Annotated in this window: 23 protein-coding genes; 13 read left to right on the forward strand and 10 right to left on the reverse strand. The window is 59.1% G+C overall.

Annotation, left to right across the window (positions count from 1 at the left end):
- The first annotated feature begins 34 nt into the window (after positions 1–34).
- From J7399_RS10580 to J7399_RS10590, 3 genes are all read left to right on the forward strand, one after another.
- Entirely contained in the window at positions 35–484 is a 450-nt protein-coding gene (locus J7399_RS10580; RefSeq protein ID WP_209085920.1) for a hypothetical protein, read from the forward strand.
- Positions 485–496: 12 nt separating this feature from the next.
- Positions 497–913, forward strand: coding sequence for a hypothetical protein (locus J7399_RS10585; protein WP_209077325.1), 417 nt, complete (start codon positions 497–499; stop codon positions 911–913).
- 70 nt (positions 914–983) lie between these two features.
- Positions 984–2,213, forward strand: a complete 1,230-nt coding sequence (locus J7399_RS10590; RefSeq protein WP_209085921.1) for an NADH:flavin oxidoreductase/NADH oxidase family protein — start codon at positions 984–986, stop codon at positions 2,211–2,213.
- 113 nt (positions 2,214–2,326) lie between these two features.
- On the opposite strand, the gene map is transcribed toward J7399_RS10590, so the two are convergent.
- Positions 2,327–3,193 carry a type I methionyl aminopeptidase gene (gene map, locus J7399_RS10595; protein WP_209059881.1) on the reverse strand — a complete coding sequence of 289 codons (867 nt, stop codon included), beginning with the start codon at positions 3,191–3,193 and terminating at the stop codon, positions 2,327–2,329.
- A gap of 73 nt (positions 3,194–3,266) precedes the next feature.
- On the reverse strand, positions 3,267–3,992 hold the full coding sequence (sfsA, locus tag J7399_RS10600) for a DNA/RNA nuclease SfsA (protein WP_209085924.1): 726 nt from the start codon (positions 3,990–3,992) through the stop codon (positions 3,267–3,269).
- A gap of 46 nt (positions 3,993–4,038) precedes the next feature.
- Between sfsA and J7399_RS10605 the strand changes: the two genes are divergently transcribed.
- From J7399_RS10605 to J7399_RS10625, 5 genes are all read left to right on the forward strand, one after another.
- Positions 4,039–4,758: a molybdopterin-binding protein gene (locus J7399_RS10605; protein WP_209085926.1), complete on the forward strand. Its 720-nt coding sequence runs from the start codon at positions 4,039–4,041 to the stop codon at positions 4,756–4,758.
- A complete protein-coding gene (locus J7399_RS10610) occupies positions 4,755–5,486 on the forward strand; it encodes a GNAT family N-acetyltransferase (RefSeq protein ID WP_209085929.1) in 732 nt (243 codons plus the stop codon). The genes J7399_RS10605 and J7399_RS10610 overlap by 4 nt, the downstream gene beginning before the upstream one ends.
- Before the next feature lie 15 nt (positions 5,487–5,501).
- Positions 5,502–6,074 (forward strand): peroxidase-related enzyme, encoded by a 573-nt coding sequence (locus J7399_RS10615; protein ID WP_209085931.1) that lies wholly within the window; start codon positions 5,502–5,504, stop codon positions 6,072–6,074.
- A complete protein-coding gene (locus J7399_RS10620; RefSeq protein ID WP_209085933.1) occupies positions 6,071–7,048 on the forward strand; it encodes an OmpA family protein in 978 nt (325 codons plus the stop codon). The genes J7399_RS10615 and J7399_RS10620 overlap by 4 nt, the downstream gene beginning before the upstream one ends.
- Before the next feature lie 91 nt (positions 7,049–7,139).
- Entirely contained in the window at positions 7,140–7,367 is a 228-nt protein-coding gene (locus J7399_RS10625; RefSeq protein WP_209059910.1) for a WGR domain-containing protein, read from the forward strand.
- Between the two features lie 51 nt (positions 7,368–7,418).
- On the opposite strand, the gene J7399_RS10630 is transcribed toward J7399_RS10625, so the two are convergent.
- Positions 7,419–8,615, reverse strand: a complete 1,197-nt coding sequence (locus J7399_RS10630) for a hydantoinase/carbamoylase family amidase (RefSeq protein WP_209085935.1) — start codon at positions 8,613–8,615, stop codon at positions 7,419–7,421.
- 136 nt (positions 8,616–8,751) lie between these two features.
- On the opposite strand from J7399_RS10630, the gene J7399_RS10635 reads away from it, so the two are divergent.
- Entirely contained in the window at positions 8,752–9,411 is a 660-nt protein-coding gene (locus tag J7399_RS10635; protein WP_209085937.1) for a histidine phosphatase family protein, read from the forward strand.
- Positions 9,412–9,456: 45 nt separating this feature from the next.
- On the opposite strand, the gene J7399_RS10640 is transcribed toward J7399_RS10635, so the two are convergent.
- Positions 9,457–9,639 carry a zinc-finger domain-containing protein gene (locus J7399_RS10640; protein WP_209059921.1) on the reverse strand — a complete coding sequence of 61 codons (183 nt, stop codon included), beginning with the start codon at positions 9,637–9,639 and terminating at the stop codon, positions 9,457–9,459.
- Between the two features lie 129 nt (positions 9,640–9,768).
- Here J7399_RS10640 and J7399_RS10645 point away from each other — a divergent pair, with 129 nt between their 5' ends.
- A complete protein-coding gene (locus tag J7399_RS10645) occupies positions 9,769–10,701 on the forward strand; it encodes an ABC transporter ATP-binding protein (RefSeq protein ID WP_209077343.1) in 933 nt (310 codons plus the stop codon).
- 28 nt (positions 10,702–10,729) lie between these two features.
- Here the strand turns inward: J7399_RS10645 and J7399_RS10650 are convergent, their stop codons facing one another.
- Entirely contained in the window at positions 10,730–12,307 is a 1,578-nt protein-coding gene (locus J7399_RS10650; RefSeq protein ID WP_209059927.1) for a DUF5928 domain-containing protein, read from the reverse strand.
- Between the two features lie 148 nt (positions 12,308–12,455).
- Between J7399_RS10650 and J7399_RS10655 the strand changes: the two genes are divergently transcribed.
- On the forward strand, positions 12,456–13,274 hold the full coding sequence (locus tag J7399_RS10655) for a sulfotransferase family protein (RefSeq protein ID WP_209059930.1): 819 nt from the start codon (positions 12,456–12,458) through the stop codon (positions 13,272–13,274).
- 264 nt (positions 13,275–13,538) lie between these two features.
- Entirely contained in the window at positions 13,539–14,444 is a 906-nt protein-coding gene (locus J7399_RS10660; protein WP_209077347.1) for a LysR family transcriptional regulator, read from the forward strand.
- Between the two features lie 125 nt (positions 14,445–14,569).
- Here the strand turns inward: J7399_RS10660 and J7399_RS10665 are convergent, their stop codons facing one another.
- The 4 genes from J7399_RS10665 to J7399_RS10680 all read right to left on the reverse strand — a co-directional run bounded on the left by J7399_RS10665 (position 14,570) and on the right by J7399_RS10680 (position 21,430).
- Positions 14,570–16,597, reverse strand: a complete 2,028-nt coding sequence (locus tag J7399_RS10665) for an NADPH-dependent 2,4-dienoyl-CoA reductase (protein WP_348539457.1) — start codon at positions 16,595–16,597, stop codon at positions 14,570–14,572.
- Positions 16,598–16,911: 314 nt separating this feature from the next.
- Positions 16,912–20,430, reverse strand: a complete 3,519-nt coding sequence (dnaE, locus tag J7399_RS10670; RefSeq protein ID WP_209085939.1) for a DNA polymerase III subunit alpha — start codon at positions 20,428–20,430, stop codon at positions 16,912–16,914.
- Positions 20,431–20,573: 143 nt separating this feature from the next.
- Positions 20,574–20,768: a SlyX family protein gene (locus J7399_RS10675; RefSeq protein WP_209077555.1), complete on the reverse strand. Its 195-nt coding sequence runs from the start codon at positions 20,766–20,768 to the stop codon at positions 20,574–20,576.
- A 95-nt stretch (positions 20,769–20,863) separates the two neighbouring features.
- Positions 20,864–21,430: a carboxymuconolactone decarboxylase family protein gene (locus J7399_RS10680; RefSeq protein WP_209059951.1), complete on the reverse strand. Its 567-nt coding sequence runs from the start codon at positions 21,428–21,430 to the stop codon at positions 20,864–20,866.
- A 111-nt stretch (positions 21,431–21,541) separates the two neighbouring features.
- Between J7399_RS10680 and J7399_RS10685 the strand changes: the two genes are divergently transcribed.
- Positions 21,542–22,114, forward strand: coding sequence for a TetR/AcrR family transcriptional regulator (locus J7399_RS10685; protein ID WP_209085940.1), 573 nt, complete (start codon positions 21,542–21,544; stop codon positions 22,112–22,114).
- 30 nt (positions 22,115–22,144) lie between these two features.
- Here J7399_RS10685 and J7399_RS10690 read toward each other — a convergent pair whose 3' ends face one another.
- Positions 22,145–24,202 (reverse strand): bifunctional diguanylate cyclase/phosphodiesterase, encoded by a 2,058-nt coding sequence (locus J7399_RS10690; protein ID WP_209085941.1) that lies wholly within the window; start codon positions 24,200–24,202, stop codon positions 22,145–22,147.
- Positions 24,203–24,226: the final 24 nt, after the last annotated feature.

A 24,226-nucleotide genomic window follows, 5' to 3' on the forward strand; every position in this document is an offset into this window, starting at 1 on the left:
CGGTCGTCTATTGTGATGTGATCGGGAGGTACATATGCGATCACTTATTGCCATTCAAGAAGGTCAAATTTCGCTCGAGCAGATCAAGGCGTTGGAAGAGGTTTTGCGTAAACTTTACGCGGAACACATCTGCGACGACAAACTGACCATCATTTGGAACATTGCCGCCAAGCAGCACACGATCACCGATCGGAAGTGGTCTCGGTCCTCTACAGTGACCATGGAAGTGCCAGACGGGCTGGAAACCCAGAAGCGTGAAGCCTTCATGCTGGAGGTGGAAAAGAGCTGGCGTGCCGTGACCGGGCAGCACCCAGATCAGGTGGCCGTCGGCGCCTTTGACCAGTCGCGCTACACGGACATTCTGAAAGGCAACCTGACGCGGTTCTCCACATGGGGGCGCATCAGCTATCTGGCCAAGCTTTTCACACGCATCTTTATATCCAAGGCACGGTATGGAGTGCTGATTACCCGATTTAACCAGTGAGGGAGGAAACTCATGCCGCTTTATACTCTGGCTTCCAAGAAGCCGTTTGCCGAGCAGACACGTTTTGACATCGCACAGGTGATCACGGATGTGCACTGTGGCTTGACCGGTGCGCCAACCGAGTTTGTGAATGTGGTTTTCATGACCGGTTACAGCATGCGCCGCGGAACCATTCTGGGTGTGAACGGGAACGTGCGCACCGGAGGAGACCGCACCGCCGGTCTTTATGAGCAGCTCAACCAACAAATGCACCAGCGGATCGCGGAAGCGGCCAAGCTGGATCTCTCCAAAGTTCTCGTCACGCTGATCGGCATCGAGCCGCATTGGGTTGTTGAAGGGGGCATGGTTTTGCCACCACCCGGCGAAGAAGCGGGCTGGCTCGAACGCAAGAACGCCGTTCACGCCGCAATGGGCGTGGGCACGGCGTAAAAACTACAATGGAAACTGGCCGCATGCGACAGGGCATGCCGGCCTGTACAGACATCAAGGAAACACAGACATGGCAACGCTTGGAGATTCTCTGACGCTGAAATCGGGTACGGTTCTGCGCAACCGGATTTGCAAGGCTTCGATGAATGAAGCGCTGGCAACGCCGGACGGCAAGGTAACGGACGCGCATGTGTCGCTCTATGAAGCATGGGTGGACAGCGGCGCGAGCCTGCTGATCACCGGCAACATGATGGTAGACGGCAAGCACATGAACGAGCCGCTTGTTGTGGACGCGCTGCTGGACACCAACATGGACTTGCTGCGCAAGTGGGCAGCCACCGGCAAACGTACCAACACCCACATCTGGCCACAGCTGAACCACCCGGGCAAGCAATCGCCAAAAATGGTGAATGATGCACCGCTCGCGCCGTCTGTTGTGCCGATCCCCAACGACATGTTTGCGCCGCCACGCGAGCTGACCGACGCAGAGATCGAAGGCATCATCGACAGCTTTGCCGAAGCGGCGGCGCGTCTTGAAGAAGCGGGCTTCACCGGTGTTCAGCTGCACGGTGCACACGGCTATCTGATTGGCCAGTTCCTGTCTCCGCACCACAACCGCCGCGAAGACAAATGGGGCGGCAGCTTTGAAAACCGCTTCCGCTTTGTGGAAGAGATCTACAACCGCACCCGTGCCCGCACCGGCCCTGGTTTCAACGTCGGCATCAAGATCAACTCCTCTGACTTCCAGAAGGGTGGCTTCACCGAGGAAGATTCCATCGAGGTGGCAAAGCGTCTGGACAAGCTGGGCATCGACCTGATCGAGATTTCCGGCGGCAGCTGGGAAAACCCGGTGAACCGTAAAGGCAAGCAGGAAGCGAAAAAGGAAAGCACGCTGAAGCGTGAGGCCTATTTCCTTGAGTATGCTGAAAAGGTGAAAAGCCAGATTTCCACACCGTTGGTGGTGACCGGTGGGTTCCGCTCATCTGAAGGCATGAGCGAAGCGCTGGGGACCGGTGCAATGGATATGGCCGGTGTGGCCCGTCCGTTTGCGGTGGATCCGAAGTTTGGCAAGCACGTGATGCAGAACAACAAGCACGTGTCTCCAGTGGCACCGATCCGCTCCGGTCTGAAGAAGATCGACGCGATGGCGATCATGGAAATCAGCTGGTACACCATGCAGATCGAGCGTATTTCGCAAGGTAAGAAGGTGCAAACCAAAGCCGACGGCATCTGGCCTGCCCTGCGCGTGATCTATCGCTTCTGGAAGAACGGCAAAGCGGTAAAGCGCGTCCGCGCCTAACCAAACAGACGGTTTCTAATGTTCGAAGGCCGCCCAGTTTGGGCGGCCTTTCTCGTATCTGTGCCATTCCGAAGTACGATGGCTGCCTGCGTGGGGCAGGCAGCGCTTAGGTCTTAGCCCCAGGTTGGGTGGAAGAGACCGGCTTTGGAGAGCGTGAAGATGTCTGCGCCGTCTGAGGTCACGCCGATGGAGTGCTCAAACTGTGCGGAGAGGGATTTGTCGCGTGTTACCGCTGTCCAGTCATCTTCGAGCACTTTGGTTTCGGGGCGGCCCAAGTTCACCATCGGCTCGATGGTGAAGAACATGCCTTCTTCGAGCACCGGGCCAGTGCCAGCGCGGCCATAGTGCAGCACGTTGGGTGGGGCGTGGAACACGAGGCCAAGCCCGTGGCCGCAGAAGTCGCGCACCACCGACATGCGCTGGCGCTCCACGTAGGTCTGAATGGCGTTGCCGATGTCACCAAATGTATTGCCGGGTTTGACGGCTTCGATGCCCAGCATCAGCGCGTCATGGGTGACCTGAATGAGCTTTTTGGCAAAAGCCTTCGGTTTGCCGGCCACATACATGCGGCTGGTGTCGCCAAACCAGCCGTCCACGATCACGGTCACGTCGATGTTGAGAATGTCGCCATCCTGCAGTTTGTCATCGGCGCGCATCGGGTCTTCTTTGCGGGCGCTGGTCTCTTTGTTCCACTTGGGGATCGGGCTGCCGGGGATGCCGTGGCAGACTACGTGGTTCACGCTGATGCAGCTGGCGTGCTGGTAGCCGCGATAGCCGATGGTGGCGGATTCAGCGCCAGCCGCGACGACTTTGGATTCAATCAGGCGGTCCAGCTCGGCCGTGGTCTGGCCGGGGAACACATGCTCTGCGATCTCATCGAGGATCTGCGAGGCAAGCGCGCCTGCTTTGTGCATGCCTGCATGGTCGCCTGGGGCGTAGATGCGAATGCCATCGCGGGTTTGGCGGCCTTTGCCGATCATCTGAACTGCTCCATCACCTAGGGTCCGACGCTATGTAAGGGCAAATGCCTCAAAGCGCCAGAGGGGGCTTATGCTATGCGTCAGAAAGGGTTTCGGGGAGGTGAAAAGGCAGGTGTTTGCCGATGGTGATCTGCGCAGGCGTGATGTCGCAACGATAGGCGATCACCTGCACGCCTGCGGCCTGTGCCTCGACGAAGGTGGCGGCATAGGTCGGGTCGATGTCATGGGCCAGCGTCACGCGCTCCGCGTCGGTGCGCTGCACCAGATAGAACATCGCAGCATCATGGCCCTGCGCGCGCATCTCGATCAGCTCTTGCAGATGTTTGGCCCCGCGCGCGGTCACGCTATCGGGAAACTCAGCCACACCGGTCTGGCGCGACAGGGTGACGGATTTGACCTCCAGATAGAGGTCAGGGCGACCGGCACCGGACAGCAGGAAATCAATCCGGCTGTTTTGGCCGTATTTTACCTCCGGGCGGATCATGTCGTAGCTGGCGTATTCGGGGATTTCGCCTGCCATCAGCGCGGTTTTTAACGCGCGGTTGGGCACCGAAGTGTCCACACCTGTGAAATCGCCGCTCTCATGCTCGACCAAGCGCCAGCCGTATTTGAGTTTTTTCTTCGGGTCATCATTGGGCTCAAGCCAGATTTTCATCCCCGGTTCGGCCAGCCCGATCATAGAGCCGGGATTGGCGCAATGGGCGGTCACCTCTGTGCCATTTTCTAGCACCGCATCGGCAAGAAAGCGTTTGTATCGGCGGATCAGCGTGGCGGGGATAAGAGGGGTTTGAAAGCGCATGGGACAGGCCTATACCTGCACTAAGCTGCTGACAAGGAATGAGATCATGACAAACCCTACTGCCGCCATGCTGGTTATCGGTGATGAAATCCTGTCGGGTAGAACGCGCGATGCGAATATGCACTATCTTGCGGGCGAGCTGACCAAGCAGGGGATCACGCTGGCTGAGGTGCGTGTGGTGCCGGATGTGCCTGAGAAGATCATTGGCGCGGTGCGTGCGCTTTCTGCGGAGTATGACAGTGTGTTCACCTCCGGCGGGATCGGGCCGACCCATGACGACATCACGGCGGATTGTGTGGCTGAGGCTTTTGGGGTGCACATCGACATTCGCGATGATGCGCGGGCGCTGTTGCAAAGGCACTATGACAATGCCGGGCAGGAGTTTAACGCGGCGCGCCAGCGCATGGCGCGTATCCCTGATGGGGCGACCCTGATCGACAACCCGGTGTCGGTCGCGCCGGGGTTTGTGGTGGAAAATGTCTATGTGATGGCCGGTGTGCCGTCGGTGTTTCAGGCGATGGTGGCGAGTGTTCTGCCAAAGCTCACAGGTGGTGCGCCATTGCTGAGCCAGACCCTGCGCATTGAGCGCGGCGAAGGCGAGATTGCCGGGCCTCTGGGAGAGTTGGCCGAGGAATTTTCCGATCTGTCGATTGGCTCTTATCCCTATCAGCGCAATGGCGTTTACGGGGCTAATGTGGTGGTGCGCGGCACAGATGGTGCGCGGATTGATGCGGCCATGGCGCGGTTGTCTGGGTTGTTCGCATGAGTGCGACGCCGGATGCGCGGCAGCTCTATGATGTCGTAGATGCCACCTGGCCTGCAGCGCGGAGCTTTGCCGTTGGGCCGTTTCTCATTCGCGAAGGCAAGGGCGGAGGCAAGCGGGTGTCTGCGGCCACCGCGCTGGGCCCCTATGACGACGGTGATATTGCCCGTGCGGAAGAAGCTATGACCGCGCTTGGGCAGGGCCTGTTGTTTCAGCTGCGTGAGGGCGAAGAGGCCCTGGATGCGACGCTGGCTGCGCGCGGCTATGACGTCATTGACCCTGTCACCATGTATGTGATTGAGGTGGAAGCTCTTTCGCAAGAAGAGCCACCGCGTACGGCGGCAATCCCCGCTTGGGAGCCGCTCAAGATCATGGAGGAGATCTGGGCCGCAGGTGGGGTTGGCCCCAAACGTATCGACGTGATGCGCCGTGCAGAAGGTCCGAAAACCGGGATGATTTCGCGTTGGAACGACAAGCCCGCAGGGGCGTCTTTCCTCGCCATGCATGAAGGTGTCGGCATGGTGCACTCGCTTGAAATTCTTCCGCATCAGCGCCGTCAGGGCGTCGCGCGGTTTTTGATGCGCCGAGCGGCGATCTGGGTGCAGCAGCACGGCGGCACACATCTTTCGGTGATCTGCACCACAGCGAACGAAGGGGCAAACGCCCTCTATGCTTCCCTCGGGATGCGCGTTGTGGGACAGTATCATTACCGCCAGAAAACAAACGCTTGAGGGAGGGGAAAGACCATGAGCACAGCAGAGATGCCAACCGCACTCGACATTCCGATGATGGACCCGCTGCCACCGGAGACACAGCGCTATTTTGAGATTTGTCAGGAAAAGCTGGGCATGGTGCCCAACGTTCTGAAGGCCTATGCTATCACGGTGGATAAGCTCAATGCTTTCACCGCGCTCTATAATGATCTGATGCTGGGTGAGAGCGGGCTGAGCAAGCTTGAGCGCGAGATGATTGCGGTGGCGGTGAGCTCGATCAACAAGTGTTTTTACTGTCTGGTGGCGCATGGGGCCGCGGTGCGACAGCTTTCGGGCGATCCGAGCCTCGGCGAAAAGATGGTGATGAACTGGCGCGTGGCGGATCTGGATGCGCGGCAATATGCGATGCTGGCCTTTGCCGAGAAGATGACGGTGGCTTCGAGTACAATTGAAGAAAATGACCGTCAAAAGCTGCGCGATGTTGGCTTTTCCGATCAAGACATCTGGGATATCGCCAATGTGGCGGGGTTTTATAACATGTCCAATCGTGTGGCCTCTGCGACCAATATGAAACCCAACGAAGAGTATCACGCACAAGCAAGATGAAAACGGCCCTGGCGATAGGCTTGGCGATCATGGCGCCTTTGGCGTGCTGGGCATTTGAGCCTCAGTTCGATGGCGAAGGTCAGTTGATGGCCGATGTGTTCGAGCCTCAGGGTGTTTTGACTTTGCCAGTTGGGCGATTTGCCGATGGCGTGATGCCGACGCGCAGCCTGCCGGGTCATGTGACCCGGCGCACGTGGCGTATCTCGCGTGGGTTTCGCGGCACGGGCATGTTGACCGCCACGCTTGCGGCGCAGATGCGCCAGCAGGGGTATGACGTGGTCTTTGAATGTGAATCCGATGGCTGCGGCGGGTTTGATTTCCGCTTCGGGATCGACGTCCTGCCTCCGCCAAAGATGTTTGTGGATCTGTCGGATTACTTCTTTCTCTCGGGCACCAAAGACACAGACACCGGGCTGGAGGCGGTTTGGATTCTGGTGAGCCAAACCGTGCAGGCAGGCATGGTGCAGATTGAAAGCGTATCTCCGGCTAACGCCGTGGCCCCAGAGCCTCTGGCCCCCACCGGTGGCGGCGGTTTTCAAGGCGTGGCGGAGGTTTCACTCGACGGGCAGGAGGCTGTGTCCACAAAATCCCTGTCAGATTTGCGCGCGCAGATTGAAGGCACCGGGCATGTGGTGCTGGATGATCTGTCCTTTGAGACCGGTGCCTCCACGTTGGCGGAGCGGGAGTTTGCCTCGCTGGAGGCGCTTGCGGCCTATCTGAAGGCAAATGCCGAGACGCGCATCGCGCTGGTTGGGCATACCGACAGTCAGGGGGCGCTGGATGTGAACACCCGCATCTCGAGAAAGCGGGCACAGGCGGTGAAAGACCGTTTGGTCAGCCAGCATGGCGTGCCATCCAAGCAGGTCGAGGCCCGAGGGGCCGGATATCTGGCGCCCGTTGCCAGCAATCGCACGGACGCTGGGCGGGAGGCCAATCGGCGTGTGGAAGCTGTTTTGCTCAACATCACTGAGTGACGGCTGGAGGCTGGCCTAGCTGGTCCGCCAAATTTGCATACCCGCGCGATGCGAAGTTGCGTCCGATGACTCTCTGCAATAGAATCACCTCATGGCCATCTGCATCATGTACAAACCAGCGCTGCGCACCCGCCCAAGATACTACCGGGTGGAGATCGCGATGAACTTGTTTGAAGAGGTCTCTGTCATGCGCGAATGGGGCGTGAAGGGTGGCAAAGGCCGCACTATGATAAGCATCTTTGGCAACCTGCGCGATGCGTCTTTGGCGGCGGATGGGTTCCGGCGCAAAGCTCTGCGTAAGGGATACGCGCGCAGCTAGAACCTCGCGTATTTGACGGGGCCGCCTTTTCTCAAGTCGAGGCAAACTGCTTCAGTTGGCCAAGCGCGATACCGCGCGGGCGAGCACTTCCAGACCTTTGACCAGATCTGCTTCGGCGGTGTCTTCCTCAAACACGTGGCTCACGCCGTTGATGGAGGGCACAAAGAGCATTCCGACGGGCAGGATATTGGCCACATTGGCGGCGTCATGCAGCGCGCCAGAGGGCATCAGGCGATGCGCATCCGGGGCCAACTCGGCTGCCGCGTCCGACAGCGCAGCCTTAAGGCGCGGGTTCATCTGTGTCGGAGGCAAGCTCCATTCGCCGCCAAAAGAAACACGTCCGCCAAAGCGGGGGGCGCAGTCTTTGGCGATCTTTCTGATCAGTGTGTCCATGCCTTGCAGGCGGGTCTCGGACCCGTCGCGCCATTGCATGGAGAAGGTCACGCTGCCGGGGACGACGGAGCTGGCGTTGGGATGCAGGGAGACATGGCCGATGGTCCATACCGTGGTGTCTGTGACGATATCGGTCAGGGCTGCATTGAGCGATTGGTTGAACGCGGAAAGCATCTGAAACGCGTCTTTGCGGGTGGACATGGGGGTGGTGCCAGCATGGTTCTGTGCGCCGTCAAAGGTGATCTTGAGATCGCGGATGCCGACAATCTCGGTCACAACACCGATTTGCTCACCTGCGAGATCGAGCCAGGGGCCTTGCTCGATGTGCATTTCCAGAAAGCCAGTGAACTGTGCGGGATCCACCCAGCCCTGATCCAGATGCGCCATGCTCTGACGGGCCTCTGCGAAAGTGATACCCGCGTCATCTGTCACTTGGTCCATCTCTTCGAGCTGGGTCACGCCGCTCCAGAGCGCGCTGGCGGTGGTGCCGCCAAAGCGGCCTTCTTCGTCCTGAAAGGACACAACGGACACGGGCGGGCCGCCGCTTTCTTTGTTGGCACGGGCGATTTCAAGCCCGGCGATGACCCCAAGCGCCCCATCGAGCCAGCCACCTTCGGGTTGGGTGTCTGAGTGCGAGCCAAGCAGCAACGAGGGCGCCTCTGCCAGTCCCCAGACCGATCCGGAAGGGTCAAAATGCGGCGTCAGCCCGGCCTCTTCAAAGCGGGTGGCAAGCCATTGGCGGGCGGCGATGTCATCCGCACTAAAGGCCCGCCGTTGCACACCTTTGCCAACGCCCGCCGCACCGATAGCGCGCAGCGCATGAAGGTCTTGAAGAAAGCGGTCGGGATTGAGCATGGATGGGCCTCACTTGTGAATGGCCAAACCCTAACTTCCCGCAGGGGAAGCGCAAGCCGGTGGCGGCGAATTCGCTTTCCCAAGGCGTGCCGCTTCGCTACGCATGGGCCACCGTTGTAGTTGAGAAAGGTCGCAGATGCCTCACATCACCCTTGTGCGCCACGGACAGGCCAACACCGAAGCCCGCGATGAACAGAGCTATGACAAGCTGTCGCCTTTGGGGCATCAGCAGGCCGCATGGCTTGGCGCACATCTGCGCGGCAACGGTGAGCGGTTTCAGCGGGTTTATGTGGGCAGTATGCGGCGGCACCGAGAGACAGCGGAGAGCCTTGGCGCGGCAGAGTTTGCCGAGATCGTGGAAGATCCGCGTCTGAATGAATTTGCCTATTTTGATCTGTCCCGTCTGATGGAAGAGCAGTTCGGGCTGGAGGTGCCTTCAGACCGGGAAGGCTTTGTGCGCCATATGCCAAGGGTGTTGCGCGCCTGGCAGGAGGGCGAGATCCAAGATGTGCCGGAAAGCTATGCCGATTTTGATGCGCGGGTGAAGGCGGCGATGGCGGAGATCGCTTCCGGTGAGGGCCGTGCGCTGGTGGTCACGTCTGGCGGATTGATTGGCGCGGTGCTGCGCCAGACTCTCTCGCTTGACGTGGATGGCTGGGCGCAGATGTGTCTGGCGATCCAGAACACCTCTGTTCACCGCTGGCAGATGGTTCTGGGCAAGCCTTTGCTGGCCCAGTTCAATTCTGTGGCCCATCTTGAAGCCCCAGACCGGCAGTTTGCCCAGACCCATTTGTAAAACCGGTGGGTGCCTCGGAAAGGCACCTCGGCGCGGATGGACCGCTTAGGCGACTTTGTCTTCGAAGTCTTTGTGGATGTATTTGCAGTCACAATAGGGGCACTCGACCCAGCCGTGCTCATTTGGGATCTGCAACCAGACACGGGGGTGGCCCAAGGCACCCTCGCCGCCGTCACAGGCAATGCGATAGCTGTCAACGATCTTGGTTTCAGGGGCGGCAATCGTCATCGCAAACGTCCTTTGGCTGGGGCAGGCATGCGCCTGTGACTTGGCAATTTCCGGGGAGTTGGTTGTGATACCGGCCCCGTTTCGATAGGGCAAATATTATGGATTGCACAGCGAGGGGCAAGAGCGGTCATGGTTCAGAATGCGATTGAAATCCGCGGGCTGCAGAAGACCTACAGGGGCGGCCGCGGCGAGCCAGAGAAACACGCGCTCAAAGGGGTCGATCTATCGGTGCCAGCGGGCAAGATTTTTGGTCTGTTGGGCCCCAACGGAGCCGGTAAATCGACCATGATAAACATCATGGCGGGGCTGGTGACCAAGACCTCCGGCAGCGTGCGCATCTGGGGATTTGATCAGGATGAAAATCCGCGCCAATCCCGCGCCGCGATTGGCGTGATGCCACAAGAGCTGAACCTTGACCCCTTCTTCACCCCGCGCGGCGCGCTTGAGGTGCAGGCGGGCCTTTATGGTGTGCCAAAGGCGCAGCGGCAAAGCGATGCCATTCTGGAGATGGTGGGGCTGTCTGATAAGGCTGACGCCTATGCGCGTACGCTTTCTGGCGGGATGCGGCGGCGGCTGTTGCTTGGCAAGGCGCTGGTGCATGGGCCGCAGGTGCTTGTGCTGGACGAGCCGACCGCTGGTGTAGATATCGAGCTGCGCCAGATGTTGTGGCGCAATGTGCGGCGGCTGAACGAAGAGCAGGGCACAACCATTATCCTGACCACACACTACCTCGAGGAAGCTGAGGAGATGTGTGATGAGATTGCAATCATCAACCAGGGCGAGCTGGTGGCGCAGGACAGCACCCGCAACCTGTTGGGCCATATCGATCAGAAATGCATGGTCATCCAGCCCGCAGGCGAAGTTGATGCGCTGCCCGAAGCCGAAGGTCTTTCGGTGGAGCGCCGCGCGGACGGCGCATTGGCGATCAGCTATCAGGCCAATGCCACCTCGGCTGAAGACGTGCTCAACGCGGTGCGGGCTGCGGGGATTTCGATTCAGGATGTGAAGACCGAGCAGGCCGATCTTGAAGATGTGTTCCTGGAGCTGACGCGCAGCCGCTGAGACTGCGCGACGGGCAAAGGCACCTCGCTTAGTCGCTGAACAGATAGTCCGTGCGGGCGACTTCGCGGGCGGCTTCCTCGTTCACATGCAGGAAGTCCGTTAGGGCTTTCACATGGGTTTCTTCGGTGCCGCCCTCGATCATGCGGGAGAGGTTCTCAAATCCAGCGTCGCGGATGCGGTCACTTTCGTTGAAGATGTCTCGTTTGATGGTTGGCAGGAGCCGCTCCAGTGTTTCCCGAGGGGTCTGTTCTCCGGCGAGGCCAATCCGGATGGCGTGGCCCGTCAGATACTGATCGGTGAAGTCACACTGGATTTCCAGCATCCGCGTGGTGGAGCGGTCGCTGAAGAAATCCTGCATCAGATCCAGCGCGCTGGGGTCGAGGCAGATCAGCAGGCGATCGGTGTCGTAATAGTCAAACAACATTCGCATCAGCGCGCGGCGGTGGCGCGTGCGTTTGCCGAGAGTGGACTGAATGCCGCCCAGATCGGGAAGTGGTGTGCCCTCCTCGTTGAAGAGGTAGGCAATGGTCGGGATGTTGGTGGTCTGACTGATTTTGTCGAGCAGACGTTTGGCGACGTGCCATTTCTTGCACACCAAGAGCATCAACTCGCGGTCCCGGCCCAGCGTACTTTCGGTCTCCCAAAAGCGGCTGGCAAAGCGCTTGCCCTGTCGACCGCGCCCGGTAAGGAAACGGAACAGGCTGGGGCCTTCGGCGGAAATCTGAAACTGCACGCCTTTCTCCGCATAAAGTTGACCCAGACGTTCCTTGAGCTCCAAGGCTTCGGGGCTGATCTTGCGCGCAAAGAGGTAATCCTGACTGATCAGCAGATCATAGTGATCGTTATAGAAGGTCAGGGGCATCCCGTAGTCGGTGAACATCAGGAAGGTCAGCGTGCGGGAGCGGATCTCCTCGGTTGGCACCAGATGGCGCACCAGTGTCTGGAAAAACGTCTCATCTGGAATCCAAGTGGTGCGGAAAAAGCGCATCACATCGCGGCGTTTTTGCGTGAAATTCAGCACCGCCTCGATGGTCTGGCGGCGCAGACACCACCATTGGCTGCCAATCATCACCTGAATGTCGGCGGGAACCTCGCGTTTCAGGCCCAGCTTTTTCTGCAGATTGAAGGTCGTATAAAACCGGCGCTTCTGCGTGCGCTCATTGAACCAGTGGCGATAGATCAGGCGCTCGGCCTTCATACCGGTTTTGATCCAGTCGCTCTCAAAGAAATCGAAGCTCTCGATGAAATCCACATCGTTCTCATCCAGGAAATTGTGGATGTACTCAGAAGATTTGATCACCATGCAGTCGCCAGACAGCATGTAGAAATGCGAGGCGCGCGGGAATTTTTTGACGGCGGTTTCCACTGCGTTCAGTGTCGCCTCCACCAAAGACCACTCGCCCCAGCCACATTTGATCCGCTTTTCGGCAAAGGCCACATTGGGATTGGTCCCCAGCGCCTCTTGCAGCATGCGAAAGTGCTCTGGTTTGGCACGCGCATCAAAGTGAATGGAGATGTGGTCACCCGTGGCCGTCAGGCGCTCCGCCTGTTTGATGATGGCTTCGGGATCCTTGTGGCACAGAAGAATGTAAGCAATTCTCGCCATCTAGCCTCTTTGATCCCCACTTTGACGTCTTGTAATTATCCATTTAAAGATGAACACGCGTTGAATAAACAGACTTTGTTTGGAATTTTAAAATACGTACAGAGATCGTGGCATTTGAGCGAAGCACGGCGGTAACGGAGGCAGAGCAATGGGATTTCCCGGCACCTGGATGACGGAAAGTGAGAGCGTGGTGTACCGTGTGGTACCCAAATGCGCTTGCTCGACGATCGGGCAGATCATGTATTACTCCGATCATGGCACGTTTTTTGACGGTGACATCCATGACGCCAAGGGCGGGATGCACAAATGGGCGCTGGAAGGCAGCCATCAGCCGATCACCGACAATGTGCGCGACCACCGCTCTTACGCCTTCACCTGTGTGCGCAATCCTTACACGCGGATACTGTCGTCTTTCTTTGACAAGATCTGTGGCATTCAGCGCAACGGCAAGCGCTATCGCGGCAATCTGGTGCCGATGCTGGTGCAGAAATACGGGATCGAAGTGGGCGGCGATGACGGCAAACAGGAGTTTGACCAGATCCAAAGCTTCCGCCGCTTCCTGCTGTTTGCGCGCGACACCATTCGCTGGCGGCGCCCGATGGACCCGGACATTCACTGGTCGGCCATGTCGGGCCATATCTCAACCTTCATTGTGAACGGCGGCGCTTACGACAAGATTTTCTGGACCGAGCAATTCAACGATGGCATGCAGAGCGTGTTGGATCAGATCGAGACGCCGCATGCGGTGGATTTGGCGAGCATCCCGCGCTTCAACGAATCTGAGGGCCACGGCCCCAAGCGCGCGCATCCGGTTGAGGACTATTTCGACGATCTGTCGATGCATCTGGTCTATGAAATCTACAAACGCGATTTCCACCTGTTCAAATATGATTTCGAGAATCCGGCCAACAAAATGCCGATTGGGGAAATCGATCTGGACGAGGTTCACGCCAAACTGGGCGACTGATCTGCGGGGCGACCCGTCTTTCTGGCGAGGCTGTGCACAATATAGATGTTTTTGCCCTGAACTGTCCGGGCAGCCTTTCACATAAGCTGAGCGCGGTTTTTTATGTGTTTCTGGGGTCTTATGGGCTGTGGAAACCGAGTGTTTCCCTGTTTCCATGCCGCAAACGATCCCATGAAAACCCCGATATTGTCCGGCCTCTGCCCATATCCTGCCCGATTCCGACGTCATAGATGGTGCTCAAGCGAGTAACTAGAGGACACCAGCATGGATCGCCTGACCGAGATGGAAGCTTTTGCCACTGTTGTGGATCAGGGCGGATTCACGGATGCCGCCAAGAAGATGGGCATTTCCAAATCTGCGGTGTCAAAGCACGTTTCTTCCCTCGAAGCCCGTCTGGGCGCGCGCCTGTTGAACCGCACCACCCGCCGTGTCTCACCCACGGAGATTGGTCTGGCCTATTATGACCGCGCCCGGCGGGTTTTGAATGACGCAGGCGAGGCGGATGCGCTGGTGACGTCGATGCAATCGGCGCCCTCGGGGCTGTTACGGATCTCTGTGGCGACAGATTTTGGGGTCAATCACCTCTCCCCTGTGTTGGGCGATTTTCTGGCGGAATTCCCTGATATCACAGTGAATATGGTGTTGAACAACCGCTATGTGGAGCTGATCTCTGAAGGCTTTGATATGGCGATCCGCATTGGGGAGCTGGAAGACAGCACCCTGCGGGCGCGCAAATTAGCTGAGACCACCAAGCGTATGATCGCGAGCCCGGCCTATTTTGAAAAATACGGCCGCCCGGAAAAGATCGACGATCTGAACCACCACAAACTGTTGCATTATTCCAGCCAGGCCAATGGCGCTGTCTGGAAACTGACCGCGCCGTCAGGCGAAAAGCGGCAGGTGCGCACGGCGGGCTGGCTTTCGGTGAATGACGGGCAATCCCTTCTGAACGCGGCACAATCTGGCCTCGGCATCGCCTATCTGCCGAACTTCCTCTATGCGGATGCGCTGGAGCAGGGGCTGGTTGAGGAAGCCATTCCGGATCTGCCGATTGAGACACAAGGCATCTATGCTGTTTACCCGCCCGGGCGCTTTACGCAGCCCAAGGTGCGCGCGTTTATCGACTTTCTGGTCCACGCTTTTGGCGACAAAGGCCCGGCCAACTGGTAATTTTCCCTGGCTTTCTATGAAAGCAACCTTAGCTCGGGTTCCTTGTGAACTCGGGCTTTTTCTTTTGTGCGGGCAATAAAAAAGGGGAGCGGCCAGCGCTCCCCTTTGGTTTTGTTATCAGGGCCTTACAAGCTTGCGGCCAGACGTGTGCCTTGGTTGATCGCGCGCTTTGCATCAAGCTCGGCAGCCACATCCGCGCCGCCAATCACGTGGCAAGTGACGCCTTCGGCCTCCAGCGCATCGGCCAGGCTGCGGTCAGACAGCTGACCGGCGCAGATCACCACATTGTCGACTGCGATCACCCGAGGATTTTCACGCGCTTCGCCAAAAGAAATATGCAGACCGTCATCGTCGATCCGCTCGTAATTGACGCCACCGAGCATCTCGACGTTCTTCATTTTGAGCGCCGCGCGATGGATCCAACCGGTTGTTTTTCCAAGACCTTTGCCAAGCGCTTTGGCCTTACGCTGCATCAGGGTGACCTGACGGGCCGGGGCGTGGGGCTGTGCGCCCTCGGGAGCGAGGCCGCCGCGGTGTTCTTCGGGATCAGAGACACCCCATTCCACCATCCATTCCGGCAGGTTCTCGGTGAGGCTTTCCCCTTCATGGACAAGGAATTCGGAGACGTCAAAACCGATGCCGCCTGCGCCGATGACGGCGACCTTTTTGCCGACAGGCTTCTTGTCGCGCAGCACATCGAGATAGCTCATCACCTCGGGGCGGTCTTGGCCCGGAATGCCCGGATCGCGTGGCACGATGCCGGTGGCGATGATGACCTCGTCAAAGCCAGCCAATGTGTTGGCGGTGGCCTCGGTGTTCAGCCGGATCTCGATGTCGAGATCGGCGATCATGGCTTCATACCAGTCCACCAGCCCCCAGAATTCCTCTTTGCCGGGGATCTGTTTGGCCACGTTGAGCTGGCCGCCCAATTTGTCGGCGCGGTCGATCAGCGTGACCTTGTGGCCGCGCTGTGCAGCGGTCATTGCAGCGGACAGACCGGCTGGTCCAGCGCCAACAACGGCGATGGACTTCACCGCTTCCGCAGCAAGGATCGGCAATTCCGTTTCATGGCAAGCCCTTGGATTCACAAGACAAGATGTGAGCTTCCCGCCAAATGTGTGATCCAGACACGCCTGGTTGCAGCCGATGCAGGGGGCGATGTGGGCGGCTTTGCCTTCGGCGGCTTTGTTGACAAAATCGCTGTCTGCCAAGAAGGGGCGGGCCATGGAAATCATGTCGGCGCAGCCCTCGGCCAGCACCTCTTCGGCCACTTCCGGCGTGTTGATGCGGTTGGAGGTGATCACGGGGATGCCGACTTTGCCCATCAGCTTTTTGGTAACCCATGCAAAGGCGCGGCGGGGCACGGAGGTGGCGATGGTCGGGATGCGCGCTTCGTGCCAGCCGATGCCGGTGTTGATGATGGTCGCGCCTGCTTTTTCAATCTCTTGCGCCAGCTGCACCACTTCTTCGTGGGTGGAGCCATTGGGCACCAGATCAATCATCGACAGACGGTAGATGATGATGAAGTCTTCACCCACAGCCTCACGGCAGCGGCGCACCACTTCGATGGGCAGGCGGATGCGGTTTTCATAAGACCCGCCCCAGCGGTCCGTGCGTTTGTTCACATGGGTGACAATGAACTGATTGAGGAAATAGCCCTCGCTGCCCATGATCTCCACACCGTCGTATCCGGCCTCACGCGCCCGGACAGTGGCGGTGATAAAGTCTTGAATTTGCTTTTCAATTCCCTCTTCATCCAGCTCCTTTGGCGGGAAGGGAGAGATCGGGGATTTGATCGGGGAGGCCGACACACATTCCGGCCCATAGGCATAGCGACCGGCGTGCAGGATCTGCATGGCGATCTTGCCTCCGGCCTCATGGACGCGATCTGTCACCACCTTGTGGTTGGCGATGTCCTGATCGGAAAACAGCCCAGCAGCACCTGGGAAAACGCCGCCCTCTTTGGAAGGGGCCATGCCGCCTGTGACGATCAGGCCAACGCCGCCGCGGGCGCGTTCAGCATAAAATTCCGCCACCCGATTCCAGTCTTTGGTTTCTTCCAGACCGGTGTGCATCGAGCCCATCAGGACGCGGTTTTTCAGAGTGGTAAAGCCCAGATCAAGCGGGGCCAGCATATGGGGATATTGAGTCACAGGTGCCTCCATCGGTGCCTCCTCATTTCCGGTTGACCAAAACGTAAAGTGGGGGCGCTGTCACCCCTGAACGCGGCGTCATCGCCGCAGCGTTATGGCCAAAGTGTTGCGCTGCGATTTGGCTATATTAACCATAAACCGCGACGTCGGTATTGCGTCTGTATCGCGGCTGTATTGCGTAGGTGCCAAATTCAGGCGGCCGCAAAACCTTAAGGCGGCGCGCGTTGCGCCTTCCTCTTGCCAAAAATATCTCGGGTGAAGCCCCATCTGTAATCGGGCGAGGGCGGAGTCCTCAAAAGGCTCAGCGCAGGAGGTTAGACCTCCTGCACCGCCATCACGCCTTCGACGGATTTCAGCGCGCTTTTGATCTGGGGATTGACCGGGAAACCTGCGCCCGCGTCGATCTCGACCTCGCCGGGCAGCTCCATATTGGTGAGGCAGAACATGATCGGGCCTTTGGGGGCCTTGGGCATGCTCTCTTTTGCGCCCTGCAGGATGTTGGCCACTGGCCCCACCGCGCTGGCATCATCGAGGAAAATCTTGAGGCCCGCATTTCCGGCATCCGCAACAATGGTGTCCACCGGCGTCATGGATTGAGCCAGCAGTTTGAGCTGGTCACTTTCCATTTCCGCCTTCACGGTCACAACCACCTTGGAGCCGGTCTCCAGATACTCGCGGCATTTTTCCAGCGTGTCCGAGAAGATCGTGACCTCATAGGCCCCGGTCGGATCAGAAAGCTGGGCAAAGGCAAAGCGGTTGCCGCGCGCGGATTTGCGTTCCTGGCGGCCGGAAACACGACCGGCGAGTTTGGCGATACAGGCCCCGCCGCGCGCCTTGTCGGTGAGCTCGTCCAGCGTGAGCACCTGCTTGCGCTTGAGCGCGGCCATGTAGTCTTCGAGCGGGTGGCCGGAGAGGAAGAAGCCAATCGCCTTAGCTTCCTCATCCAGACGCTCGGCCTGTAGCCAGTCCCCGGCGGGGGAGAGGCGTGGCTCTGGCAGGTCATCCCCGGCCTCCCCAAAGAGCGAGACCTGATTGGAGGTCTTTTGCTCATGGATGGCGGCGGAGTAGTTCACCAGCCCATCGAGGCTTTCCAGCACGCGGCGGCGGTTGCCATCGAGCTGATCAAAAGCGCCGGAGCGGGCGAGCATTTCCAGCGGGCGTTTGCCCACTTTCTTCAGATCCACCCGGCGGGCAAAATCAAACAGCGTGGCAAAAGGCTTGTCCTGTCCGTCGACCTTGCGGCCTTCGGTGACGAGCTTCATCGCCTCCACACCGACGTTTTTCAGCGCCCCAAGAGCGTAGACCAGCGCGCCGTCGACCACTTTGAAGGTGGCATCAGAGCGGTTCACGCAGGGCGGTACATAGGGCAGTTTGAGGGCTTTTTTGACCTCTTCAAAATAGACCGCGAGCTTATCAGTGAGGTGGATATCGCAGTTCATCACCCCGGCCATGAATTCAACCGGATGGTTGGCTTTGAGCCAAGCGGTCTGATAGCTCACCACCGCATAGGCGGCCGCGTGGGATTTGTTAAAGCCGTAGTTGGCGAATTTTTCCAGAAGGTCGAAAACCTCGGAGGCTTTCTTGGCCGGAACGCCGTTTTCGGCCGCGCCTTTTTCGAATTTCGGGCGCTCGGCGTCCATCGCCTCCTTGATCTTTTTACCCATGGCGCGGCGCAACAGGTCGGCGCCGCCAAGGGAGTAGCCCGCCATGACCTGCGCGATCTGCATCACCTGTTCCTGATAAACGATGATGCCCTGAGTTTCCTCAAGGATGTGGTCGATCAGCGGGTGGACGGATTCGATCTCGCGCTGCCCGTTTTTGACCTCGCAATAGACCGGGATGTTCTCCATCGGACCCGGACGGTAGAGCGCCACAAGCGCAACGATGTCCTCAATACAGGTGGGTTTCATGCGCTTGAGCGCATCCATCATGCCGGTGGATTCCACCTGAAACACGGCGACGGTTTTGGCGGCGGAGTAAAGCTTGTAGGTCGGCCCGTCATCCAGCGGGATGGCGTTGATCTGGTTCTCGGCCCCCTCGGCAGGCTCATAAAGCTGGGTGCCATCGGCGGCCACATGCAGGGGGCGGCCCGAGCTGTGGATTTGCTCAATCGCGTTCTGGATCACGGTGAGTGTTTTCAGGCCCAAGAAGTCGAACTTCACCAGACCCGCCTGTTCGACCCATTTCATATTGAACTGGGTGGCGGGCATGTCAGAACGCGGATCTTGGTAAAGCGGCACCAGCGCATCGAGCGGACGGTCGCCGATCACTACACCGGCGGCGTGGGTGGAGGCGTTGCGCAGAAGCCCTTCAACCTGTTGGCCGTAGGTCAGGAGGCGGTTCACCACCTCTTCGTTTTCTGCCTCTTCCCGCAGGCGCGGCTCTTCTTTGAGGCTGTCGGCGATGGACATGGGCTTCACGCCCTCCACCGGGATCAGCTTGGAGAGGCGATCCACTTGCCCATAAGGCATCTGCAGCACGCGGCCGATGTCGCGCACGGCGGCTTTGGACAGAAGCGCACCAAAGGTGATGATCTGCCCCACTTTGTCGCGGCCGTATTTCTGCTGCACGTATTTGATGACCTCCTCGCGGCGGTCCATGCAGAAGTCGATGTCAAAGTCGGGCATCGAGACCCGTTCCGGGTTGAGGAAGCGTTCAAAAAGCAGCGAATAGCGCAGCGGGTCAAGGTCGGTGATGGTGAGCGCATAGGCCACAAGGCTGCCCGCACCCGAGCCCCGGCCCGGGCCCACGGGGATGCCGTGGTCTTTGCCCCATTGGATAAAGTCGGCAACGATCAGAAAGTAGCCGGGGAAACCCATGCCTTCGATGATGCCCAGCTCAAAATCGAGCCGCTCCTGATATTCCTCCACACTCACGGCGTGGGGGATCACCGCCAGACGCGCTTGCAGGCCTTCATTGGCGATGCGGCGCAGCTCGGCGACCTCGTCGTCGGCAAATTTGGGCAGGATCGGGTCACGCAGATAGGTGGCAAAGGCGCAGCGCTTGGCGATTTCCACCGTGTTTTCAATTGCTTCAGGGAGATCGGCAAAAAGCGTGATCATCTCTTCCTGAGACTTGAAATAATGCTGCGGGGTCAGGCGGCGACGGCCTTCCTGCTGGTCCACATAAGCCCCTTCGGAGATACAAATCAGCGCATCATGCGCCTCATACATATCGGTGGTGGGAAAGTAGACGTCATTGGTGGCAACCAGCGGGATGTCCATGGCGTAGGCCATCTCGATAAAGCCGCGCTCGGTCAGCTGCTCGGCCTCAGGCTTGCCGTGCTCGCCGGGGTGACGCTGCAGCTCCACATAAAGCCGGTCGTCAAAAATCTCTTTGAAACGGGTCATCATGGCGCGGGCGGCATCATGCTGGCCGGTGCGCATCATGCGCCCCATCGGGCCGTCCGGCCCGCCGGTGAGACAGATCAACCCAGCAGAGCGCTCCGCCAGCTCCTCCATGGTGACCTGCGGCAGCTGCCCGCCTTTGTCCACATAAAGGCAGGAGGACAGCTTCATGAGGTTTTCATAGCCTTCCTCGCGCTGGCTCAGCAGCACGATGGGGGCCGGGGGCGGCGGGGCCGTGCGACCGGTCGGGTCGTTGTGCGGCATGTGCAGATCGACCTGACAGCCGACGATGGGCTGAATGCCTGCGTTCTGCGCGCTGACCGAGAATTCCAGCGCGGCAAACAGGCTGTTGGTGTCGGTGATGGCGACGGCGGGCATGCCCATCTTTTCACAAAGCGCGGGCAGTTTTTTCACGCGCACGGCGCCCTCCAGCAGAGAGTATTCCGTGTGGGTGCGCAGGTGAATGAATCGGGGAGCTGTGGTCATTGCCACAGGCTATCTCAGCCCCGCGGGGGAGGAAACACCCGCCAGCTTTCTCATTCCAAAAATATCCCGGGTGAAGTCACATCATTGATGTGACGAGGGCAGCGCCCACAAGCAGGCTCAGCGTCAGCTGAGCGACCGGCCGGTCAATAGTGTGGCGGGCGCTCATCGCCGATCACCACACCGCCGCCGCCTTCGGCTTCGCGGCTGGCTTCGCGTTCCATCAGCATGTGCACACGGCGGGTGAGCAGGGCAATCTCGCTGTCCTGACGGGCCACAACATCGCTGAGATCCTCGATGGTGCGGGTCAGGTGGGCAATCTGTTCTTCAAGCTTTTGCACGGTGTGTTCCATGCGCCTGCCATAGGCGTGAAGGGGCCGCGCCGTCAAGCGCAGCCCCTTTTTTTGCTCTGTTGACCCGGAAGGGCCCGGCGGGATTACACCTCCAGAGGGGTGTTGCCGCGTTCCCATTTCAGCGGGTGGAACACTTCGTCGACCGGGGTCTGTGCCACGTGGTTGACGTAGTTGGACATGGTTTTCTGAGCCAGACCCAGGATCACGTCCAGCACCGCGCGGTGGCCGTAGCCTGCGTCAAAGAAGGCTTTCATCTGCGCTTCAGACACGTTGCCGCGTTCACGCACCATCTGCACGGTGAAGGTGCGCAGAGCTTCCAGCTTGGCGGAAGGCAGCGGGGTTTCGTTGCGCAGCGCCTCGGTGATCTCGTCAGACACTTTCATCATTTTGGCGATGCCGGTGTGGGCTGGCACACAGTAGTGGCAGGCGTGCTCGACGTTGATGGACTGCCAGACAACGGTCAGCTCATCGGCGTCAAAATCGGTCTCGGTGAAGAGTTTGTGCAGCAGTTGGTAGCCTTCATAGGCCTGTGGGCTCTCTGCCAGAACCTTGTGCAGACCGGGTAGGCGGCCAAAGGCTTTCTGGGAGTTTTCCAGCAGCGGCTTGGAGGCTTCTGGGGCGGTTTCGAGGTCGTGGGACGGGAAGCTCATGAGGATTATTCCTGTGATTCAGTGTTGATGAGACTCATTTAGGCTTTCTTGAGTGATCACTCAAGTATATTGTTGAGCAATCATTCAAGAATTAGCCGTAACGAGTCCGTGATGCCCCGAAAGCCAAACTATGACCGCCAAGAGTTGATAGGCCGCGCCCGTGATCTGTTCTGGCAGCGCGGCTGGGCGGGCACGTCGCTCAAGGATCTGGAGGCAGAGCTTCAGATGAAGCCGGGCAGCTTCTATGCGGCTTTCGGCTCCAAGGACGCGCTGTTTGAGCTGGCCTTAAATCAATATGCCTCTGACGGGGTGGCGGGGCTGAACGCATTGGCGCAGGATCTCGGGCCGCTTGAGGCGCTCAAGCGTTGGCCGCAGATTGCGATCGGCAACGGGGCGGCACCGGCAAAGGCCTGTATGTTGTCCAAAACGCTTCTGGAGCTGCGGGCACACAACCACCCGCTCGCGGAAACCGCGAGCCAGCATCTGTTGAAAATGGAAGCCACCTTTGCCGCCCTGTTCGCGCAGGCGCAGGCCGCCGGGGAGATTGACGCGGCGCATAATCCCAAGGCTTTGGCGCGGCGCTATCAGTCTGATCTGCTGGGGCTGCGGGTGTCAGCAGAGCGCGAGGGGGTGGATGGCGTCGCCATCGCGCAGGAGATCGCCGACGACCTCGGTGCGCTTTAAGCTTCGGTTCTAGATAGCCGTTGGTGCCAGCTACCCCTTGGTGCCAGTCTGTGCTGCGCCGTCCGGCAGGTTGAGCGCAGAGCGCAGATAGCCTTCCACATTCTCCAGCTCCAGCGGGCGGGAGAAGAGATAGCCCTGACCCACGCGGTTGCCGACCCCGTGCAGCAGCGCGATCTGCTCTTCGGTTTCGATGCCTTCCACTACCAGATCAATGTCGAGCTGGCACAGCATATCTGCGAGGTGGCGAACCAGAATGTGGTTGTCATTGCCCGCGTGAATGTCGCGCACAAATTCCCGATCAATCTTGATCTCGTCAAACTCCATGCGCAGCAGGTAAGCTAGCGAGGAATAGCCGGTGCCAAAATCATCCAACGCGCTGCGCACGCCCTGTTTGCGCAGAGCGCCCATTGTGGCCTGAACTGCTTCCATCTTTTCCATTGCGGCGGTTTCGGTCACTTCCAGTGTCAGGAGCTCGGGATTAAACCCCGTGGTCCAGAGAATGTCCTGAATGTCCTCGGCAAGGGACAGGCTGCGGAAGCTTTTGGCGGAGACATTGACCGAAATGGGCACCGGCACGCCCATATCCGCGCTCAGCGTTCGGGCAAAGCGGGCGGCCTTTTTGAGCACATAGAGATCGAGGTCTTTCACCACGCCGGAGCTTTCTGCGATGGTGATGAACTCGTCCGGTGAGATGTCTTCCCCGTCCAGACGCCAGCGCGCCAGCGCTTCAAAGCCGCGGAATTGCCGGTTGCTCAGATTGACCTGCGGCTGCAGCGCGACACGGATGTCGCCATTGCGGATCGCGTCGGGCAGGCGGGCGGCGATGGTTTTCTGCCGCTGCAGAGAGGCGTCGATGACCTTGTCGTATTCCTGATAGGTGTTTTTGCCGAGCCCTTTGGCCGAATAAAGCGCGGCATCTGCGGCCTTGAGCAATTCGCTTGGGGTCTGCCCCATGCCCTGATCGGCGCAGGCCAGACCAATGGAGCATTTCGGGGTGATGGACCAATTCTCAAATTCCATCGGCCGGGTGATCTGCGCCAGCATACGCGGAGCCACCGCAGCACCAAGGCTGAAGGCGTTGCGGGCGTTCCAGATCAGCGCAAATTCATCGCCTCCCAAGCGGGCGACCATGGCGTCCACATCGCGGGTCGCCGCCTTCAGGCGCTGGGCGACCTCAACCAACAGGGCATCACCGGCGGCGTGGCCCATGGTGTCGTTCACCAGTTTGAAGTCATCCAGATCCACCAGCGCTGCGGTCAGGGTGTTGCGTTCGGGCAGATCAAAACAGTCACGCAAATGCTCGTTGAAGAGCTTGCGGTTGGGCAGGCCGGTCAGCGGGTCATGGGACAGCAGGAACTTTTCCTTGGCGTCCGCCGCGTTTTTCATTTCCTCGATTTTGACCTGCGATTTCAGCTGCAGCACATGGAGGTTGCGGGCGTGTTCGCGAAAGCCGATGAGCCAGAAGACGGCGAGAGAGCCAAAGAACCAGACGGCGGCATATTTGGCATCTGCCAGCGCGTTGGCGGTCATGTCGCGCTCCACAACATAGGCGCCCATCGCGTCGCCCAGGTGAAACACCTCTTCGCCAAGCAGCGTGTTGTGGCAGCTCACACAGGTTTCTTTTTCCGCAATCGACGGCACCAGGGTGCGGCTGATGAGCCGGCCATTCTCCCAATGCTGTTCGTGCACCGGCGCGTGGTTTGATTGGCCTGAAAATCCGGCGATGACCTCGGACAGACGGGGGTCATCCTCACTGGTGCCAAGCTCAAGGCCGGGCAGACCCGGCATGCGCATCTGCGTGTTGGCGCGCCCGTCGCGTTCGACTTGTCCGGTGCTGGAAAAATGCTCGATGCCAAGGCGCCGGAAATGCGCTGGAATAGGGGAGTCCTCGCCGCGCGCATCAGAAAACACGGCCACAAAGCTGTCGGTCATTTCCACAAGCTGCAAACGCTCATGCTTGCTGATGTGGTTTTCCTCAACCCGCAGAACGGCAAAGAAGATCAGCGCAGTGCCAAGAGCAATTGCGATGGACCAAAGCAGTGTCTTGGTTTTTTCCGGTGCCAAGGTCGGCAAAGTGAGGTCGGTCATCGAAGGGCCTGACAAATACGCATG

It is taken from the genome of Shimia sp. R9_1 (assembly GCF_017743775.1).
Classification (GTDB): domain Bacteria; phylum Pseudomonadota; class Alphaproteobacteria; order Rhodobacterales; family Rhodobacteraceae; genus Shimia.